Source organism: Streptomyces sp. NBC_00386 (genome assembly GCF_036063235.1).
Classification (GTDB): domain Bacteria; phylum Actinomycetota; class Actinomycetes; order Streptomycetales; family Streptomycetaceae; genus Streptomyces.
On the sequence record NZ_CP107950.1, the window covers coordinates 5,401,216 to 5,421,041 of the forward strand.

A 19,826-nucleotide genomic window follows, 5' to 3' on the forward strand; every position below is an offset into this window, starting at 1 on the left:
ATCGTGGGCAGAGCGTAGGGCTCGGCGCCTTGTCGGTCCATAGGCGCGGGGCTAGCCTGCTTGTGGAATTGAATCTGACGGGCCATCAGAAACGTACGCCAGGCGGAGGGGACCATGACCGAACTGCCCCGCATCATCAGCGTCGACGACCATGTGATCGAGCCCGCGCACCTCTTCGAGACCTGGCTGCCTCGGAAGTACCACGACCGGGGGCCGAAGCCGCTGACCGCCGGAATCGGTGAACTCGCCTACGTCGGGGGCAAGTACCAGATCACCATGGACCCGGACGGTCCGCCGACCGACTGGTGGATCTACGAGGACCTCAAGTTCCCGTACAAGCGCAACATCGCCGCCGTCGGCTTCGACCGCGACGAGATGACGCTGGAGGGCATCACCCGCGCGGAGATGCGGCGCGGCTGCTGGGACCCCGTCGAGCGGCTCAAGGACATGGACCTCAACCACGTCGAGGCGAGCCTCTGCTTCCCCACCTTCCCGCGCTTCTGCGGCCAGACCTTCGCCGAGGCCCACGACAAGGAGGTCGCCCTGGCCTGCGTGCGGGCGTACAACGACTGGATGGTCGAGGAGTGGTGCGGCGACAGCGGCGGCCGGCTGATCCCGCTGTGCCTGATCCCCCTGTGGGACATCGACCTCGCGGTCGCCGAGATCCGCCGCAACGCCGCCCGGGGCGTCAAGGCCGTCACCTTCTCCGAGATCCCCACCTATCTGGGGCTGCCCTCCATCCACTCCGGCCACTGGGACCCGTTCTTCGCGGTCTGCCAGGAGACCGGGACGGTCGTGAACATGCACATCGGCTCGTCCTCCCAGATGCCGGCCGCGTCCCCCGACGCGCCCCCCGCCGTCCAGGCCTCGCTGTCCTTCAACAACGCGATGGCCTCCATGATGGACTTCCTTTTCAGCGGCGTCCTGGTGAAGTTCCCGCGCCTCAAACTGGCCTACTCCGAAGGCCAGATGGGCTGGATCCCGTACGCCCTGGAGCGCGCCGACGACGTCTGGTCGGAGCACCGCGCCTGGGGCGGGGTCAGGGATCTGATCCCGGAGCCCCCGTCCACGTACTACTACCGGCAGATCTTCTGCTGCTTCTTCCGCGACAAGCACGGGGTGGCGTCCCTGGACGTGGTGGGCCGCGACAACGCCACCTTCGAGACCGACTACCCGCACGTCGACTCGACCTTCCCGCACACCAAGGAGGTCGCCCTCGACCATGTGAAGGGCCTCGACGACGAGACGATCCACAAGCTGATGCGCGGCAACGCCATCCGCATGCTGGAGCTGGACCTGTAGTGGACCTTGCGTACACCCCCGAGGAGGAGGAGTTCCGCGCGCGGCTGCGGGCGTGGCTCGCCGGGGTCCTGCCGGCGCTGCCGCCGAAACCGTCCCCGCGCGACTGGCCCGCCCGACGGGCGTACGACCTCGGCTGGCAGCGGATGCTGTACGACGCCGGGTACGCGGGGCTGCACTGGCCCGTCGACGCCGGCGGTCGGGGTGCCACCCCGACGCAGCACCTCATCTACCTGGAGGAGACGGAGAAGGCGGGCGCCCCCTACGTAGGAGCCAACTTCGTCGGGCTGCTGCACGCGGGGCCGACCATCGCCTCCGAGGGGAGCGCCGGGCAGCGGGCGCGCTGGCTGCCGCCCGTGCTGCGCGGCGAGGAGGTCTGGTGCCAGGGCTTCAGCGAGCCGGACGCGGGCTCGGACCTCGCGGCGCTGCGCACGCGCGCGTGGCGCGACGGCGACGACTACGTGGTGAGCGGGTCCAAGATCTGGACCTCGCACGCCGAGGTCGCCGACTGGTGCGAGCTGCTGGTGCGGACGGACCCGGCCGCCCGCAAGCACCGGGGCATCACCTGGCTCGCGATGCCCATGGACGCACCCGGGATCACCGTCCGGCCGCTGCGCACGCTCGCGGGCTCCACCGAGTTCGCGGAGGTCTTCCTCGACGAGGTGCGGGTCCCGGTCGCCAACCGGGTGGGCGCCGAGAACGACGGCTGGCGCGTGACCATGGTGACGCTCTCCTACGAGCGGGGCACCGCCTTCGTGGGCGAGGTGGTCGCCTGCCGACGCGTCCTGTCCGAGGTCGCGCGCGAGGCACGCAAGAACGGCCGCTGGGACGACGCCGTACTGCGCCGCCGTCTCGGCAGGCTGAACGCCGAGTTCCGCGCGCTGTGGCGGCTCACCCAGTGGAACGTCAGCGAGGCGCAGAGCACCGGGGGCGTGCCCGGTGCCGGCGGTTCGGTCTTCAAGCTGAGGTACTCGCACGCCCGCCAGGAGCTGTTCGACGCCGCCGCGGAGGTTCTCGGTCCCGAGGCGCTGGACCTGGGCCGGGAGTGGACCCTGGACCGGCTTTCGTCGCTGTCGTACACCATCGCGGCCGGCACGTCGCAGATCCAGCGGAACATCGTGGCCGAGCGGATCCTCGGCCTTCCCAGGGGGAGGTGAGTTCGAGAGATGGACTTCCGGCTCACCGACGACCAACGGGCCTTGAAGCAGGGCATACGCGACCTGTTCGAGGGCCGGTTCGGACGGGAGGCGTTGCGCGCGGCCGTGGACCGGGCGGACGGGAGGCGCGGGGCGGAGGCTCCGGAGAGGGCGGACGGGAAGGCCACGGCGGGCGGGAGAGAGGGGGCGGCCGGGAGGCGCCGGGAGGGCGGCCGGGTTCTCGACCGGGAGCTGTGGCGCGAGCTGGGCGCGGCGGGGTTCTTCGCGCTGCGCCTGCCCGAGGCCGAGGGCGGCGTAGGGCAGGGCCTCCCGGAGGCGGTGCTGGCCTTCGAGGAGGCGGGGCGGGTCCTGCTGCCGGGCCCGCTGATCGCCACGCACCTCGCCGCGGGCGTCGTGGCCGGGGCCGCCGCCGGGGAGGTGGTCGTGACGTCCGCCGACGGAGCACTCGTGGAATGGCTGGAGGAGGCCGACGTCGTCCGGGGCGACGTCACCGGAGCCGAGCCGCTGGTCCCCGTGGACCCGCTGACCCCCCTGCACCGGCTGCCCGCAACCGACGGCCGGCCGCCCGGCGGGGGCGCACTCCGGGGGGCCCGGACGCCGGACGGGCTTCTCACGTCGCTGTTCACCGCCGCCGAACAGCTCGGCAGTGCCGCCCGAACCTGCGAGAGCGCCGTGCAACACGCCCGGACGCGCGAACAGTTCGGGCAGCCGATCGGTGCCTTCCAGGCGGTGCAGCATCTGTGCGCGGGCATGCTCGCACGGGTCGAGGTGGCCCGCGCGGCCGTCTACGCCGCCTCCGTCACCGCCGACCCGGTGGACATCGCGGCGGCCCGCCTGCTCGCCGACGAGGCCGCCGTGCGCGGTGCCCGCGACTGCCTCCAGGTACACGGCGGCATGGGCTTCACCTGGGAGTCTGACGTCCATCTGCACCTGAAGAGAGCGTGGACACGGACGCACCGTGCCGGTGGAACCACGCGGAGTGAGGAGGAGTCGGCGGACGATCTGGTGGCCGGGACGGCGTGAAGGGCCGCCGCGCCGGGGCGGCGCGGGAGGAACGGGGACGGATGTCGCGGATCGTGGCAGAACGGGATCACGGAGCGTTGAGACCGGGTTGTGTCCTAGGCGTGACTTGTCACGGCCTGGAGTCGGCGCCGGGCTCCGGTACCTTGTGTGGGATGCGAGTGGTTCTGAGGCTGAGCCATCCCGGTGTTGCCCCCGAGGCCGCGCCGGACCCGGCGATGCGTGCCGTTCGCAAGGCGGGACGGACCCCCGTACCTGCCTGTTCGACTCCCCTTGGCGAGCGTCGCACAGTATGCCGCACGCGTACTCCTTCGCGCTGGAATATGCCCGAAGCGCTTGTTGGGGTGACTGTACGTCAACCATGCTGTCTCGCAAGGGAATCACGTTCCGTGATCCTTGTTCTGGCCATGCAGAAAATGGCTACGATCGTGGCCCTTGTGAGGCGCGAGGCGATGTGTCCGCCGGTTCGGATGGTGTGAGCGGTGCAGGTGCTTCAAGTGCAGCTGGAGATCCGGCCCGACCCCGCAGAGGTGGGGCGAGCCCGGCGGTGGGCCCGTTCGAGGCTTGCGGGGTCCGGGATAGACGCCGATGAACCACTCGCCGAGACGCTGATCCTGCTCGTCTCCGAGCTCGTCACGAACGCGGTCGTGCACACCGGGTGTCCGGCCGTGCTGCGCCTGTGTCTGCCGGGCGGTGCCGGGGACGCCACCGTGCGCCTCGAAGTGGCCGACTCCAGCGCCCGGCCGCCGATGCCCCGGCACGCGGACGGTGACGAGACCAACGGCCGCGGCCTGGAACTGGTCGACGGCCTGGCGGACCGCTGGGGCTGGAATCCCGAGGGTGCCGGCAAGCGCATCTGGTGCGAGCTGGACCGCTGCGCCTCGGGCGCCGCGCAGGACTCCCCGTACGGAGCCTATGGCGGCTTCGCGTACGAGGCGGTCTAGGGCCTGTCCGTCCGGCCCGGCCCGTCCGGCCCGCTTCCTCGTGGGTGCCGCGCCGTGCCGTGACGTGACGCGCGGTGCGCTGCCGTGCGGGGCGGGGCGGTCGAGGGTGTCCTGGCGATCCCTCCTCTTCGCGCACATCTCGCGTTTTGTGCATGTATGCACGAAACCGCTGTACACAGCCGCGGTTGTGGCCGAATGCGCCGGGTCGTGCTTCCGTACGCGTGGTCTCAAATAGGGTGGAGCACCGCAAATCCCCGATCGGGTGTTGACGTGGCGTGTCCGTTTGATCACGCTTGTGTTCAGCGATTCACCGCGAGGGGACGACGAGGGTTCCGGTGACGGGGGCCCTCGGCGAGTGTGGGTCGTGATTCGGCGTCGGCTTCCCCGCGGCCAGGGGAGGCAGGGCGGGAACGCCGGAGGCGGATGGCGGCGCGCGATGCCGTGCCCGGGGAGAGGTGGGGACCTTCCGGCCGGGCGCAGTCGAGAGTGGGGGGAGGCGCGCCGCCGGCCGGCCCTTGGACGAACAGGCTCTGGACCGGCCCTCGGACGGAGAAGCCCTGGGCCGGTCCTCGGCCGAACCCCTGGAGCCACCCCTCGGGGCGGACGGATCGTCAGAGGATGGCCACGGGTGCCACCGGGGTGCCGGTGCCGCCGACGAAGGGTTCCGGCATCGCCGACAGCAGGAAGGCGTAACGGTTTTCTTGTCCACAGGCTGTGGATAACTCTTCGAGATTCCAGTTCTGGCCCTGCATCATCCCCATTTCGACCAGATCGAGCGCGTGCACGGGCAGCCACAGGTCCTCGATCTCGGGCGGGAAGATCTCGAACGTCAGGGTGTCGTTGGCGACCGCCGCGACATCGCGCGCGTGGAACCACTCGGGAGTGCGCACCGACAGGCCCGGCGACGGATACCCGTACCCGTGCTTGTCGCCCGCCAGATACACCTGGATCTGTCCGGTCCGTACGAGCACGATGTCGCCCGCCCTCACCCGTGTGCCCGCCAACTCCTCCGCGGCCTCCAGGTCTTCGGGGGTGACGGCGTGCCCGCCGGCCAGCCGGTGTTCGCCGCGCGCCCGTGCCACGTCGAGCAGGACGCCCCGCGAGACGATGTGCCGCGGTTTGTCGATCCCGCCGAACCCGGCGCCGCCGTGCGGGGTGACGGTGGAGGCGGGGCGTCCGTTGTAGAGCCTGCCGGAGTGCGAGACATGGGGCAGCGCGTCCCAGTGGGTGGCCGCCTGGAGGCCCATGGTCACGGCGTCGTCGCTGCACGCCACCGTGCCGGGGCCGAAGATCTCCTGGTTGATCTGCACCATCGCGTGCAGCGGATTGACCCGCCCCGGGATCATCCCGGTCTGCACACCGTCCTGCTGGAGCGGCAGGGCGAGCGGCACGCGGTGCCCCGTCCGTACCGTCGCGGCGGCCTCCCGCACCACCTCGTCGGTGACGAGGTTCAGCGTCCCGATCTCGTCGTCGGCCCCCCAGCGCCCCCAGTTGTTGACGCGCTTCGCGATCTCGTGGAACTCCGGATGAAGCGTCGGCCGCGACATGAGTCCTCCCCGGGGGCTTGTCTCCAGGTATCTGACGGGTCGTAGAATCCGAGTTGAATCTAACGGACCGTCAGAAACTGCGGGAAGGGGCCGGGCATGGGGAACTTCCTTGCGGGCAAGGTCGTCGCCGTCACGGGCGCGGGCCGGGGGATAGGCCGGGCGGTCGCCCTCGCCGCGGCCGCCGAGGGCGCACGCGTCGTCGTGAACGACTACGGCGTGTCCGTCGAGGGCGCCGAGCCCACGAGTTCGGTCGCCGACACCGTCGTCAAGGAGATCGAGGCGGCTGGCGGGGAAGCGGTCGCGGTGGCCGACGACATCTCGACGATGGCGGGCGGGCAGCGGGTCGTCGACACCGCGCTCGCCTCGTACGGGCGGATCGACGGTGCGGTGTGCGTGGCCGGCATCCTGCGCGAGCGGATGCTCTTCAACATGTCCGAGCAGGAGTGGGATCCGGTGGTCGCCACCCATCTCAAGGGCACGTTCACGCTCTTCCGGGCCGCCTCGGCGGTGATGCGCAAGCAGGGCTCGGGCACGCTGATCGGCTTCACCAGCGGCAACCACCAGGGGTCGGTGGCACAGGCCAACTACAGCGCGGCGAAGGGCGGGATCATCTCGCTGGTGCGCAGCGCGGCCCTCGGACTGCACAAGTACGGGGTCACCGCGAACGCCGTCGCGCCCGTCGCCCGTACCCGCATGTCGGCCAACGTGCCCATGGAGCTGAAGGAGATCGGCGAACCGGAGGACGTGGCCGCGCTCGTGGTCTACCTGCTGTCGGACCGCGCCCGTGCGGAACGCATCACCGGGCAGGTCTACACGATCGCCGGACCCAAGATCGCCGTATGGGCCCAGCCGCGCGAACTGCGCGCCGGGTACGCCGAGGGCGCCTGGACCCCGGAGAGGATCGCCGACTTCCTGCCCGGGACCGTCGGCGTCGATCCGATGCCGCTGCTGGAGCAACTCGAGGCGATGGCAAGGGCGGCCGCGGACAAGGCGCGCCCCAACGCGTGACCGTTCCCGGTCCGGGTGCCCCGGGTCCGGTGGGGAGGAGAGCGCGTGGATTTCGCATTCGGTCCCGAGGACGAGGACTTCCGGCGCGAGGCGCGGGCCTGGCTGGAGGAGCGTCTGACCGGCGCCCCCGGGCGCCGCGACTGGGAGCGGGAACTCGGGAAGGGTGGCTGGATCGGACTCGGCTGGCAGGAGGACGGGTACGGCAACCGGCGTGCGGACCTGCCCCGTCAGGTCGTGTGGGCCGAGGAGTACGCCCGCTCCGGGGCGCCGGCCCGCTCCGGGCACATCGGGGAGAACCTGCTGGCGCCCACGCTCATCGCGCACGGGACACCGGAGCAGAAGCGCCGCTTCCTGCCGCCGATCGCCGAGGGCCGGGAGCTGTGGTGCCAGGGGTACAGCGAACCCGGCGCGGGCTCCGACCTGGCGGGCGTCCGGACGACCGCCGCACGGGCGACGGACACGGGGGCGTACCGGATCACGGGGCAGAAGATCTGGACCTCGCTCGCCCACGAGGCCGACTGGTGCTTCGTGCTCGCCCGCACGGAGCCGGGGTCCACCCGCCACCACGGCCTGTCCTTCCTCCTCGTCCCCATGGACCAGCCCGGCCGCGTCGAGGTCCGTCCGATCCGCCAGCTGACCGGCACCAGCGAGTTCAACGAGGTGTTCTTCGACGGGGCGGTGGCCCGGGCCGGGCACGTGGTCGGCGGCGAGGGGAACGGCTGGCGGGTCGCCATGAGCCTGCTCGGTTTCGAGCGCGGGGTCTCCACGCTGGCCCAGCAGATCGGATTCGCCGAGGAGCTGGGACGCGTGCTGCGGACGGCCGTCGCGACGGGAGCGGCCGGGGATCCCGTCGTACGCGACCGGCTCGTGCGCTCGTGGGCCGAGCTGCGCACGATGCGATGGAACGCCCTGCGCACCCTGGGCGGTTCCGAGGGCCCGGGAAGCCCCGGGAGTGCCGGCGGCTCCGGGGGCGAGGGGGCGCCGAGCGTGGCGAAGCTGCTGTGGGGCGGCTGGCACCGGCGGCTCGGTGAACTGGCGGTCCAGGTACGGGGGGCCGCCGCGGCGGCGGGTCCGGCGGACCGGTCGGCCGCGCTGCCCTACGAACTGGACGCCGCCCAGCACCTGTTCCTCTTCAGCCGGGCCGACACGATCTACGGCGGCTCGGACGAGATCCAGCGCACGATCATCGCCGAGCGCGCGCTCGGCCTGCCGAGGGAACCCCGGGGCCGGCCGTGAGCGGGCAGGACAGCCGGGTGCGGCACGAGAACGGCCCGGCGCGGACCGGGAACAGCCCAGGAACAGCCCACGAACAGCCCGGGTCGGCCCGGGAAGAGGGGAGCCGGTGCGATGCGAGGCGTGATCTTCGACGGGAAGAGGACCCAGGTCGTGGACGACCTGGAGATACGCGATCCAGGGCCCGGAGAGGTTCAGGTGGCGATCGTCGCGGCGGGACTCTGCCACAGCGATCTCTCCGTGGTGGACGGGACCATCCCCTTCCCCCTCCCCGTGGTCCTCGGTCATGAGGGGGCGGGCGTCGTGGAGGCCGTGGGCGCGGGCGTCACCCATGTCGGGCCCGGCGACCACGTGGCGCTGTCCACCCTCGCCAACTGCGGGACCTGCGCGGAGTGCGACCGGGGGCGGCCCACGATGTGCCGCAAGGCGATCGGCATGCCGCAGCGGCCGTTCACGCGCTCGGGCGAGCCGCTCCACCAGTTCGCCGCCAACTCGGCCTTCGCGGAGCGCACGGTGGTGAAGGCGGTGCAGGCGGTCCGGATCCCGAAGGACATTCCGCTGACGTCGGCCGCGCTGATCGGCTGCGGGGTCCTGACGGGCGTCGGAGCGGTCCTGAACCGGGCCCGGGTCGACCGCGGGGACACCGTCCTGGTCATCGGCACCGGCGGCATCGGTCTCAATGTCATCCAGGGCGCCCGGCTCGCGGGCGCCCTGCGGATCGTCGCCGTCGACTCCAATCCGGCCAAGGAGGACGTGGCCCGCCGGTTCGGCGCAACGCACTTCCTCACCTCGGTGGACGGGGTGAAGGACATCCTGCCCACCGGAGCCCAGCACGCCTTCGAGTGCGTCGGCCGCGTCGAACTCATCCGCCAGGCCGTCGACGCGCTCGACCGGCACGGCCAGGCGATCCTGCTCGGCGTCCCCCCGGCGACGGCCGAGGCCTCCTTCCTCGTCTCCTCGATGTACCTCGACAAGTCCATCCTGGGCTGCCGCTACGGCTCGTCCCGCCCCCAGCGGGACATCGCCCTGTACGCCGAGCTGTACCGCGAAGGCCGTTTGCTGCTCGACGAGTTGGTGACGGCGACGTACCCGGTCGAGGACTTCGAGAGGGCGGCCGAGGACGCGCACGCGGGGAAGGTGGCGCGGGCGGTGCTGACGTTCTAGCTGTATTGATCACGAGCGTTGTTGACACTGGCGGGTCTTGAACATGGCGAAGACCTCCGATGTGGTGGAGCTGTCTAGGACTGCACCGCACGGAGGTCTTCGTGTCCCACCGTAATGCCCGGCTGACCGTTCATGGCAGGCGGCTGCTGGTCGAACGTGTCTGCGCGGGCCGCCCGGTCGCTCATGTGGCGGCCGAGATGGGCGTCTCCCGAGCCACGGCCCACAAGTGGGTCCGCCGCTGGCGGGACGAGGGCGAACCGGGCCTCGCCGACCGCTCCAGCCGGCCCCGGACGACACCGCATCGCACACCTGCGGCCCTGGAGGCCCGGGTCTGCCAACTGCGGCAGGCCCGCAAACTCGGTCCCGCACGGCTCGGCCCGATCCTGGGCCTGCCCGCCTCGACCATCCACCGGATCCTGACCCGCCACGGCCTGAACCGCCTGGCCCACCTGGACCGGCCCACCGGCCAGGTCATCCGCCGCTACGAACGCGACCGGCCCGGCGAACTGATCCACATCGACGTCAAGAAGCTCGGTCGGATCCCCGACGGCGGCGGCCACAAAGTCCTCGGACGCCAGGCCGGCCGCGCCACCCGCAGCAGCATGGGCTTCGACTACGTCCACTCCGCCGTCGACGACCACAGTCGCCTCGCCTACAGCGAGATCCACCCGGACGAGAAGGTCGCCACCTGCGCGGGCTTCCTCACCCGCGCGGCTGCGTTCTTCCACACGCACGGCATCACCCGCATCGAACGCGTGCTCACCGACAACGCCTGGGCCTACCGCAAGGGCCTGGCCTGGAAACAGGCCCTCGCCGAGATCGGCGCGACCGGAAAGCTGACGCGCGCCTACCGGCCGCAGACCAACGGCAAGGTCGAACGCTTCAACCGCACCCTGCTCGACGAATGGGCCTACCTGCGGCCCTACACCAGCAACGACGAACGCACGGCCGCCCTGGACGACTTCCTCCACGGCTACAACTACCATCGCTGCCACACCGCCCTCGGAGGCCAGCCACCCATCAGCCGTGTGAACAACGCTGCGGGTCAATACATCTAGCGCCCCGGCGGGCAGGACCTCGCACGGGAGGGGGCGGACGGGTCCCGGGGCAGTCGTCCGGAGGTCATCGATCGGCCCCGGTGCCCGACCTGAAGGTGCGCCGGTAGGTGGTCGGGGTGACACCGAGGGTCGCCTGGAGGTGCTGGCGCATCGACTGGGCCGTGCCGAAGCCGGCGTCGCGGGCCACGTGGTCGATGGACAGGTCGCTGGACTCCAGGAGATGGCGGGCGTGCTCCACACGCTGCTGGGTGAGCCACTGGCCGGGACTGACACCGACCTCCTCGCGGAAGCGCCGGGTGAAGGTGCGCACCGACATGGACTCCTGCTCGGCCATGTCGCGCAGTTGGATCGGCTCGTGGAGGCGGCCGAGCGCCCAGGCGCGGGCGGCGGTCGTGGTGGCCGACCCGGCCTCCGGGACCGGGCGCTGGATGTACTGGGCCTGGCCGCCGTCGCGGTGCGGCGGTACGACGGTCCGGCGGGCCACCTCGTTGGCGACGGCGGCGCCGTGGTCGCGGCGTACGAGATGCAGGCACAGGTCGATCCCGGCCGCGACCCCGGCCGAGGTGAGGACGTCTCCGTCGTCGACGAAGAGCACGTCCGCGTCGACGCTGACGCTCGGGAAGAGCCGCTGGAAGTGCTCGGCGTGCATCCAGTGCGTGGTGGCGGGGCGGCCGTCGAGATATCCGGCGGCGGCCAGGACGTAGCCGCCGGTGCAGATGGAGACGAGGCGGGTGCCGGGACGGATGTGGGTGAGGGCGGCCGCCAGCTCCGGGGTCAGGATGCCCTCCTGCTCCACGGGGCCCAGTTCGTACGAGGCCGGGACGACGACGGTGTCGGCGGTGGCCAGCACCTCGGGTCCGTTGCCGACGAGGACCGAGAAGTCCGCGTCCGTCTCCACGGGGCCCGGCGGCCGGACCGAGCAGGTGACGACCTCGTACAGAGGGCGCCCGTCGGTGTCCCGCGCCTTGCCGAAGATGCGCTGCGGAATGCCCAGCTCGAAGGGGATCAGACCGTCCAGAGCGAGGACGACGACGCGGTGCCGGGGCGACGTACCGGAAATGGCCATGGCCCGATCCTAACGAATGCTGTCTCTCGGGCCAGTGGTTCACCGGTGCCCGCTCCCCGAAGCTCTATGACGTGACCCAGACAACCGAAGCCGCGCAGGCCCCGGAGGACTCCCGGCCCGTCCGCCCCGCCCCCTCTCACCGCGTCCACCGCGCCTGGTTCGTCGCCGCCGTCACCTTCGTGACGATCATCGGCGCGGCGGCCTTCCGGTCGCTTCCCGGACTGCTGATCGACCCGCTGCACCAGGAGTTCCACTGGTCACGCGGCACGATCGGCGCGGCGGTCTCGATCAACCTCGCGCTCTACGGACTCACGGCGCCGTTCGCGGCGGCGCTCATGGACCGCTTCGGCATCCGGCGCGTGGTGGCGGTCGCCCTCACCGTGATCGCGGTCGGCTCCGGGCTGACGGTGTGGATGACGGCGGCCTGGCAACTGCTCCTGTGCTGGGGCCTGTTGGTGGGCCTGGGGTCCGGCTCGATGGCACTCGCCTTCGCGGCCACGGTCACCAACCGCTGGTTCACCGAACGCAAGGGTCTGGTGACGGGCATCCTGACGGCGGCCTCGGCCTCCGGACAGCTCATCTTCCTGCCGCTGCTGTCCTGGATCGTCACCGAACACGACTGGCGCCCGGCCGCGGTGACCGTGTCCCTCGCCGCCCTCGCGGTCGTCCCCTTCGTCTGGCTGCTGCTGCGCGACCACCCGGCCGACGTGGGCCAGATGCCGTACGGGGCGACGGAGTTCGTACCGAAGCCGGAGCCGGTGCGGGGGGCCGCCCGGCGCGCGGTGACCGTGCTGTTCTCCGCCGTCCGCACGGGCCCCTTCTGGCTGCTGGCCGGGACGTTCGCGATCTGCGGCGCCTCGACGAACGGCCTGGTCCAGACGCACTTCGTGCCCGCCGCCCACGACCACGGCATGCCCATCACCGCGGCCGCCTCGCTCCTCGCCGTCATCGGTGTCTTCGACGTGATCGGCACGATCGCCTCTGGCTGGTTCACCGACCGCTTCGAGCCGCGCCGTCTGCTGGCGGTGTACTACGCCCTGCGCGGCATCTCGCTGCTGTTCCTCCCCATGCTCCTGGCCCCCACCGTGCACCCGCCGATGATCTTCTTCATCGTCTTCTACGGCCTCGACTGGGTGGCCACCGTCCCGCCCACCCTGGCCCTGTGCCGTGAGCGGTACGGCGAGGACAGCGCCATCGTCTTCGGCTGGGTCCTCGCCTCCCACCAGGTCGGTGCCGCCCTCGTCGCCTTCCTCGGCGGCTTCGCCCGCGACCGGTTCGGCTCGTACGACGTGGTCTGGTACGCCTCGGGCGCGCTGTGCGCCGCGGCCGCGCTGATGGCCCTCGTGATCCGCCGCCGTCCGGCGGTCCCGGCCCCGGCGGTGGCACCGGCCCCCGCGTGACGGGCGGTCCGTCCCTGCGTCAGGCGAGGAACCGGCCCTTGTGGAAGAGCAGCGGCGGCACCTCCGCGCCCTCGACGCCGTCGCCGCTCGCGCCGAGGGCGTCCACACGGCCCACCACGATCAGATGGTCCCCGCCCGTGTGCACCGCGTGGATCGTGCAGTCGATCCAGGCCGCGGCGCCCGCGAGGCGGGGGGAGCCGGACACCGGAGCGGCGTCGTGGACCACCCCGGCGAACTTGTCCGCGCCGCTCACCGCGAAGCCGCGGCACAAGTCGCCCTGGTGCGCGCCGAGTACGTTGACGCAGAACACGCCGGCACGGGCGATGCGCGGCCAGGTCGTGGACGTACGGCCGACCATGAAGCAGATCAGCGGAGGGTCCAGGGAGAGCGAGGCGAACGACTGGCAGGCGAACCCGGCCGGGCCCGCCGGGTCGTCGGGGCCCGCGGCCGGTGCCGTCACGACGGTCACGCCGGTCGCGAAGTGGCCCAGCACGGACCGGAATCGGACCGGATCGACCGGCGCCCGCTCGTCCTCGCCGACCGCGCGCAGATCCGGGCGCGGCAACGCCTCGACGGGCCCCGCGACGGTGGGGGCCCCGGCCGACCTGAGGTAGCGGACGGCGGCGGCGGCCATCCCTGCGTGTCCCATCACGCCTTCCATTGAAGCTGACGGCATGTCAGATAGGAAGGGGTGGGCGAGGCCCGGAGGGCGGGAGCGCGACAGGTCAGGGGCGAAGGCCCCGCGAGGTCCGCCGGAGCGGCCCGCGGGAACCCCTAGGGGAGCCGTGTGTTTCGCCCGCGTATCTTTCGCCTCATGGGGTGGGGAGACTCAGGGAAGCGCGCGCGCTCCCGGTTGGCGTGGGCGGACGGCGAGGTGAACCTCGCCGCGGCGATCTGCGCGGCGCAGTTCGCGGTCGTCCTCACCGTCCAGTGGGTCGGTACGTTCGACGACGACGACCACGGCGTGGGACTGGGCGGTGGACTCGCCGGCGCCGGGTTCCTGTGCATGCTGGTCTTCGGGCCGCCGCTGCTCGCCGTCCTCGGACTGCTGCACACGGCGATGTATACGATGCCGGCGGCCACGCTCGCCCGGTTGGCGACCCGGCGCGCACCCGGTCCCGAGGGCGCCTGGCACCTGGCCTTCGTGCTGGCGCTCGGCACGCTCTGGGCCGCTCTCGCGGTCACGCTCGGCGGCCTCGCGCCCACCGGCACCACGGCCCTGCTGATCGCCGTGTCCGGTGTCCCGCCGACGCTGGGTGTCGCTTTCGTGCGGCGGCGCGAACGCGTCACCGGACGCCCGCCGGGCGCCGACCGCGTCTGGCTCCGCTCGGCGCTCGTGACCCTCGGGGCGTGCGTGCTGGTCGTGGCGGCGGGCACCGTGGGGCTGGCCACGGGACTCATCCAGGAGTACGAGCCCCCGAAGCTCGGCGCCGACCGGCTCACCGGCGTCTGGCGCGGCGATCACGGGGCCGAGCTGCGGCTGCGCGCGGGCGGGCGGGCCGAGCTCTCGGCCGTGCCCGCCCAGCCCGAGTTCGGGGACGTGACCACCAAGGAGTTCACGCGCTGCGACGGCGCCGGCACCTGGTTCCTCGACACCGCCGGCCGCTACGACCCGTACGCCGACGGGTCCGTCTCCGACCGGCGGGACGGCGTGGTCGTGCGCGTCGGCGACTGCGGCCACGACACGTACTGGACCATCGGCGGCACCGAGGCCCACCCGGAACTCTTCGTCCTCTTCGGCGACCCCGACGCGGGGGATCTGCGCATATTGCGGCGGGGGTGAAGGGGCCCGCGTCCGGGTTCGGCCGGTGGGGGGTCGGGGCCGCGCCGGTGCGCCGGGTGCGGTTTGTCAGCGGCCCTCGAAGCGGGGGGCCCGGCGTTCCACGAAGCTCTTCACACCCTCGCCGGCGTCCGCCGTCGTCATGTTGATCTCCTGCGCCGCCGCCTCCGCGGCGAAGGCGCCGGCGCGGTCGGAGTCGAGGGAGGCGTTGACGAGCTGCTTGGTGAGGGCGAGGGCACGGGTGGGCCCGGCGGCGAGCCGCTCGGACCACACGCGGGCCGTCTTCTCCAACTCCTCGGCCGGTACGACCCTGTTGACGAGCCCGATCCGTTCGGCGTCCGAAGCGCTCAGCGCGTCGCCGAAGAACATCAGCTCCTTCGCCCGCTGCGGGCCGACGAGGCGGGGCAGCAGATAGGCCCCGCCGCCGTCCGGTACGAGACCGCGACGCACGAACACCTCGATGAACCGCGCCGGTTCGGCCGCGAGGACGAGGTCGCACGCGAAGGCGAGGTGCGCGCCGATCCCGGCCGCCGTGCCGTTGACCGCCGCGATCACCGGCTTCTCGCAGTCGAGGACGGCGGCGATCAGGCGCTGCGCGCCCAGCCGGATGGTACGGGCGACATCACCCGGCACCCGTTCCCCGGCGGGCGGACCGCCCCGCAGGTCCGCTCCGGCGCAGAACCCGCGACCGGTGGCGGTGATCACCACGGCCCGCACGCCGGGGTCGGCGGACGCCGCCGCGAGCAGATCGATCACGCGCTCGCGCTGGTCCCAGGTGAGCGCGTTCATCGTCTCGGGCCGGTCGAGGGTGATCCACGAGACCGCGTTGTCAGTGGCGTGCCGTATCAATGAGTCGAGGGACTTTTCGGCTGGTACGGGAGATTCAGGGGATTCAGGAGTTTCACGGGACACACGGGGGGAGTCGGTCATGAAGGTGCTCCGTTTCGTACGGGGATGGGCCCGTCTCGTACGAGGGCGGGCCCGCGTCGGGGTCGGCCTCGGCTCAGCGGCACATCACCAGCGCGTCCAGGGCCACGGCGCCCTGTCCCCGGGGCAGCACCATCAGCGGATTGATGTCCAGCTCCGAGATCTCGTCACCGAGTTCCAGCGCCATGCGCTGGACCCGGATCACGACCTCGACCAGCGCGTCCACGTCCACCGGCGGGCCCCCGCGCACCCCGTCGAGCAGGGCCCGTCCCCGCAGCTCGGACAGCATGGCCCGCGCCTGGTCGTCACCGAAGGGCGGCACGCGCACGGCGGTGTCCCGCAGCACCTCGACGAGGACCCCGCCGAGCCCGACGGTCACGGTCGGCCCGAAGAGCTGGTCGTGCGTGACACCGACGACCATCTCGACGCCCCGCTCGACCATCTGGCAGACGAGGACCCCGTCGAGCGAGATTCCCTCGTAGCGGGCGATGTCGGTCAGCTCGCGATAGGCGTCGCGGACCTGGCTGGCGGAGGTCAGCCCGATCTTGACCAGGCCGAGTTCGGTCTTGTGGGCGATCTGCGCGCCGGAGGCCTTCATGACCACCGGGTAGCCGACCTGGCTCGCCGCCCGCACGGCCGCCGCCGCGCTGGTCACCAACTGCTCGCGCGGCACGCGGATCCCGTACGCCCGCAGAAGCTGCTTGGCGCCGTGCTCGCTGAGCTGCTGACCCGGACGCATCAGGGCCTGCGCCTTGCGGAAGGAGGGCGACGGGGTGCGCGGGGCCTCGTCGAAGGGGGAGCGGTAGGCGGCGGTGAACCGCGCGTGGTCGAGGTGGGCGCGGACGGCGGTGATGCAGTTGGCGAACGTACGGAAGGTCGCGACCCGGGAGGAACCGAGCAGGGTCTCGCGGTAGGCCGCCTCGGTGCCGACCGGCGACCCCCACACCACGCACACCAGCTTGTCCGTCTGTTCCGCCGCGTCCACCAGATCCTGCGCCAGTTTGTCGCTCATCGGCGGGAAGGGCCCGGTGATCGGGCAGACCAGCACGCCGACGGCGGGGTCGGCGAGGATCGCGTCGATGATCTTCCGGCCGCGCCAGTCGCCGACCGGGTGGCCCCCGTTGTCGACCGGGTTGGCGACGTTCAGGTACTCCGGTATCCAGGTGTGCAGCTCGGCCTGCTTGGCCTCCGAGAGGACCGGCAGGTCGAGACCCGCCTCGGTCGCCAGGTCCGCGAAGTGCGCGCCCGTGCCGCCCGAGATCGAATAGACGACGACCCCGTCGGCCTGCGGCGGGCGGGCTCGCGCCAACAGGGCCGCGGTGTCCTGGAGTTCGTCGAGTCCGTCGACGCGGATCACGCCGAACTGCCGCATCGCCGCGTCCACCACGGTGTCGGCGCCGGTCAGCTTGCCGGTGTGCGAGGCGGCGGTCCGGGCGCCGGTCTCGGTGCGGCCGACCTTCACCGCGACGACGGGCACCTTGCGCCGGGCCGCGCGGTCGGCGGCGAGCAGGAAGGAACGGCCGTCCTTGAGCCCCTCGACGTAGCAGGCGATGGCGCCGACCTCGGGCCGCTCGGAGAAGTAGGAGATGAAGTCCGCGGTCTCCAGGTCGGCCTCGTTGCCGGTGGGCGCCCAGTGCGAGATGCGGACGCCCAGCTGCTGCATCGCGAACACCGGGCGGCCCTGGTGGCCGGACTGGGTGATGAGCGCGATCGCGGGGCCGTCGAGGTCGTCGCGGAAGTTCTCGAACGCGTTGAGGTTGGTGTTGGGCCCGAGCAGCCGCAGGCCGGAGCCGCGCACGGCGGCCGCGAGCCGGGTCTGCGCGGCGGCGCCCTCGGCCCCGGTCTCGGCGAATCCGGAGGCGAAGGCGACCGCGAACCTCACCTTGGCCTCGGCCAGTTCACCGATCACCGGAAGGGGGTCGCCGAGGAGGAGCACCGCCAGATCCACCTGCTCGGGCAGGTCCGCGACGGACGGGAGGCACGGCAGGCCGAAGACGGACCGGCGGGTGGGATGCACCGGGTGGAGCCGGGCGCCGACCCGCTCGGCCCAGCCGATCAGCTGCCGGGTGATCCCGGTGTTCGGCCGTCCCTCGGCGTCCGAGGCGCCGATGACGGCCATGGACCCGGGACGGAAGAAGCGGTCCAGGTCGGGGACGGCGGCGTACAGCGGGCGACCGCTGACGTCCAGGTCGTCGACCTCGGCCGGCCGTCCGTGCACGACCGGCGAGGGCTGCTCGCCGCAGGCGATGACCCTGGCCCGGCGGGAGTCGGTGGTGAGGGTGCCGTGGGTTGATCCAAGCATCGGTCCGCCCGCTCCTGTGTGACAGCCAATGGTTAACTGACGCACTGTCAGATTACTTAACTGACGCCGTGTCAGGAACCGTTGTGCAGGGGTGGGCTTCTGTTAGGTACCCGGCGGGGGGTCTGGACTACCGCGGTCCCGGCCGGTTCGCTGCGCCGGCGTTCGCGGGTGCGGGTGCGGGTGCGGTGCGGTGCGTTGTGGGTCGGGGCCGTGCCGGTGCATCAGCCCGTCGCCGTTGGGTGAGGTGTGGCCGTCGGTGGCGACGGGCATCGATGTACCGGCACGGCCCCTCCCGCGCGTGGCCGACTGCGGATGCGTCGTGGTGGCCGAGCCGATCCCTTTGACGCGCGCCCGGCTGCGGGTGCGTCGTGGTGGCCGGTCCACATTTCAGCCCCGGCCGGGGAAATTTCAGCCCCTCCGGCGCTTGAGGGGCGGGGTCTGGGGCGGGAGCCCCAGGTGCGGGACGGGTAGGGGCGGAGGGGGCGAAAAAAACGTCGATGCCTCAGCGGGTGGGCTGGGGGGCGGGCCCTGTGGTGGAGGTGTGGCGGGCTGCCGCCTTCGCGATCTTCTCCGCGTCGAGGGCGAGTTCGCGGAACATGCCGCTGATGGGGTTGGTGAAGCCGGTGAAGTACAGGCCGGGCGCGTTCTTCGGGGTGTGGCCGCCCTGTGCGACCGGGTGCCCGCGGCCGTCGAGCACGTCGAGGTGTCCGACCATGCCTTCCAGGGCTCGGGTGTATCCGGTCGCGGCGATCACCACGTCCGGGTCGATCCGGTTTCCGTCGGCGAGGACGGCCTTGTCGTCCTCGAACCCCTCCACCGCGGCCACGATCTCGACCTTCCCCTTGCGGACGGCGTCGATGAGGCCGACGTCCTGGACGGGGATGGAGCCCTCGTTGACGCGGGAGTAGAGCCCGGTGTCGGGGCGGGGCAGGCCCTGGGCCGCCAGGTCGGGCACGCTCAGCTTCGCCATCGGCCCGGCCAGCGCGTCCACGAGGCGTACCGGCAGTCGTCGTACGGCGATGCCCGTGAACTGCGCCGCCCAGCCCGCCGTCGAACGGCGCACGATGTGCGGCGTGGTGCGAACGGACAGCCGGACGCGCGAGGCGCCGCCCTCGACCAGGTCCACGGCGATCTCGGCTCCGGTGTTGCCGATGCCGACGACGAGGACGTCGCGGCCCGCATAGGGGGCGGGGTTGCGGTACTCGCCGGCGTGCAGGAGCTCGCCGGTGTAGGTGTCGCGGCCGGGCCAGTCGGGGACGCGCGGGGTGTGGTTGTAGCCGGTCGCGACGACCACCGCGCTGCCGGTCAGTTCACGTCCGCCGGTGGCGTGCAGCAGCCAGCCGTCGCCGCCCGGAGCGGGCTCGACGCGGGAGACCTCGACACCCGTGACGATCTCCAGGCCGTGGTGCTCGGCGTACTTCTCCAGGTAGCGCACCACGTTGTCGCGCGCCACCCAGCGGCCGAACGAGCGCGGCATCGACAGCCCCGGCAGCGCGGACAGCCGCCGGGTGGTGTGCAGGTGCAGCCGGTCGTAGTGGCCCCGCCAGGACGCGCCGACCTGGTCCGACTTCTCCAGTACGACGGCTCGTACGCCCCGGGCGCGCAGGGCGTACGCCGCCGCGAGTCCCCCGGGACCGCCTCCGATCACGTACACGGGGCGGTCCTCGTGGGAGGGCACCGTGCGGGAGGTCGTGGAAGCAGTCGAGTCGGCCATAGCGCGAGCGTAATCACGCCTTTGCTTGATAGGTCTCGGTCAAGAGGGGAATCGGTTGCGAAGTGGTCACGACTGTGGGAGAGGTGGGTGGGCATGGTGGCGTAGGTCACTTCGATGGGGTGGGGATGCGGAGAAAGCGTGCTGTCGTCGCAGGTGGGCGCCAGGGCGTACGCCTTGCGCGGGAGCGCGGAATCGGCTCCGCGCGCC

At 72.1% G+C, this 19,826-nt stretch carries 16 protein-coding genes; 10 read left to right on the forward strand and 6 right to left on the reverse strand.

Features of this window, described 5'->3' with window-relative positions:
- Positions 1-114 precede the first annotated feature (114 nt).
- The 4 genes from OG780_RS23835 to OG780_RS23850 all read left to right on the forward strand — a co-directional run bounded on the left by OG780_RS23835 (position 115) and on the right by OG780_RS23850 (position 4,420).
- Complete coding sequence (locus OG780_RS23835) at positions 115-1,302, forward strand: amidohydrolase family protein (protein ID WP_328451316.1); 1,188 nt, start codon at positions 115-117, stop codon at positions 1,300-1,302.
- Positions 1,302-2,456 carry an acyl-CoA dehydrogenase gene (locus tag OG780_RS23840; protein ID WP_328451318.1) on the forward strand — a complete coding sequence of 385 codons (1,155 nt, stop codon included), beginning with the start codon at positions 1,302-1,304 and terminating at the stop codon, positions 2,454-2,456. Before OG780_RS23835 ends, OG780_RS23840 begins: the two co-directional genes overlap by 1 nt.
- Positions 2,457-2,465: 9 nt before the next feature.
- A complete protein-coding gene (locus OG780_RS23845; RefSeq protein ID WP_328451320.1) occupies positions 2,466-3,479 on the forward strand; it encodes an acyl-CoA dehydrogenase in 1,014 nt (337 codons plus the stop codon).
- 479 nt (positions 3,480-3,958) lie between these two features.
- Complete coding sequence (locus OG780_RS23850; protein WP_326787140.1) at positions 3,959-4,420, forward strand: ATP-binding protein; 462 nt, start codon at positions 3,959-3,961, stop codon at positions 4,418-4,420.
- Between the two features lie 611 nt (positions 4,421-5,031).
- Here the strand turns inward: OG780_RS23850 and OG780_RS23855 are convergent.
- On the reverse strand, positions 5,032-5,967 hold the full coding sequence (locus OG780_RS23855) for a cyclase family protein (RefSeq protein WP_328451322.1): 936 nt from the start codon (positions 5,965-5,967) through the stop codon (positions 5,032-5,034).
- Positions 5,968-6,063: 96 nt separating this feature from the next.
- Here OG780_RS23855 and OG780_RS23860 point away from each other — a divergent pair, with 96 nt between their 5' ends.
- From OG780_RS23860 to OG780_RS23875, 4 genes are all read left to right on the forward strand, one after another.
- Positions 6,064-6,975, forward strand: coding sequence for an SDR family oxidoreductase (locus OG780_RS23860; protein WP_328451324.1), 912 nt, complete (start codon positions 6,064-6,066; stop codon positions 6,973-6,975).
- Between the two features lie 45 nt (positions 6,976-7,020).
- A complete protein-coding gene (locus OG780_RS23865; protein WP_328451326.1) occupies positions 7,021-8,211 on the forward strand; it encodes an acyl-CoA dehydrogenase family protein in 1,191 nt (396 codons plus the stop codon).
- A 111-nt stretch (positions 8,212-8,322) separates the two neighbouring features.
- Positions 8,323-9,372 (forward strand): Zn-dependent alcohol dehydrogenase, encoded by a 1,050-nt coding sequence (locus OG780_RS23870; RefSeq protein WP_328451328.1) that lies wholly within the window; start codon positions 8,323-8,325, stop codon positions 9,370-9,372.
- 101 nt (positions 9,373-9,473) lie between these two features.
- On the forward strand, positions 9,474-10,430 hold the full coding sequence (locus OG780_RS23875; RefSeq protein WP_328451330.1) for an IS481 family transposase: 957 nt from the start codon (positions 9,474-9,476) through the stop codon (positions 10,428-10,430).
- Positions 10,431-10,494: 64 nt separating this feature from the next.
- Here OG780_RS23875 and OG780_RS23880 read toward each other — a convergent pair whose 3' ends face one another.
- Entirely contained in the window at positions 10,495-11,496 is a 1,002-nt protein-coding gene (locus OG780_RS23880) for a GlxA family transcriptional regulator (protein ID WP_328451332.1), read from the reverse strand.
- A gap of 71 nt (positions 11,497-11,567) precedes the next feature.
- Between OG780_RS23880 and OG780_RS23885 the strand changes: the two genes are divergently transcribed.
- Positions 11,568-12,896, forward strand: a complete 1,329-nt coding sequence (locus OG780_RS23885; protein WP_328451334.1) for an MFS transporter — start codon at positions 11,568-11,570, stop codon at positions 12,894-12,896.
- Between the two features lie 19 nt (positions 12,897-12,915).
- Here the strand turns inward: OG780_RS23885 and OG780_RS23890 are convergent, their stop codons facing one another.
- Entirely contained in the window at positions 12,916-13,545 is a 630-nt protein-coding gene (locus OG780_RS23890; RefSeq protein WP_328451336.1) for a flavin reductase family protein, read from the reverse strand.
- 165 nt (positions 13,546-13,710) lie between these two features.
- On the opposite strand from OG780_RS23890, the gene OG780_RS23895 reads away from it, so the two are divergent.
- Positions 13,711-14,679, forward strand: coding sequence for a hypothetical protein (locus tag OG780_RS23895; protein ID WP_328451338.1), 969 nt, complete (start codon positions 13,711-13,713; stop codon positions 14,677-14,679).
- Positions 14,680-14,745: 66 nt separating this feature from the next.
- Here OG780_RS23895 and OG780_RS23900 read toward each other — a convergent pair whose 3' ends face one another.
- From OG780_RS23900 to OG780_RS23910, 3 genes are all read right to left on the reverse strand, one after another.
- Positions 14,746-15,606, reverse strand: coding sequence for an enoyl-CoA hydratase/isomerase family protein (locus OG780_RS23900; RefSeq protein WP_328451340.1), 861 nt, complete (start codon positions 15,604-15,606; stop codon positions 14,746-14,748).
- Between the two features lie 73 nt (positions 15,607-15,679).
- Positions 15,680-17,905, reverse strand: coding sequence for an acetate--CoA ligase family protein (locus OG780_RS23905; RefSeq protein ID WP_328451342.1), 2,226 nt, complete (start codon positions 17,903-17,905; stop codon positions 15,680-15,682).
- Between the two features lie 502 nt (positions 17,906-18,407).
- Complete coding sequence (locus tag OG780_RS23910; protein WP_328451344.1) at positions 18,408-19,619, reverse strand: flavin-containing monooxygenase; 1,212 nt, start codon at positions 19,617-19,619, stop codon at positions 18,408-18,410.
- Positions 19,620-19,826: the final 207 nt, after the last annotated feature.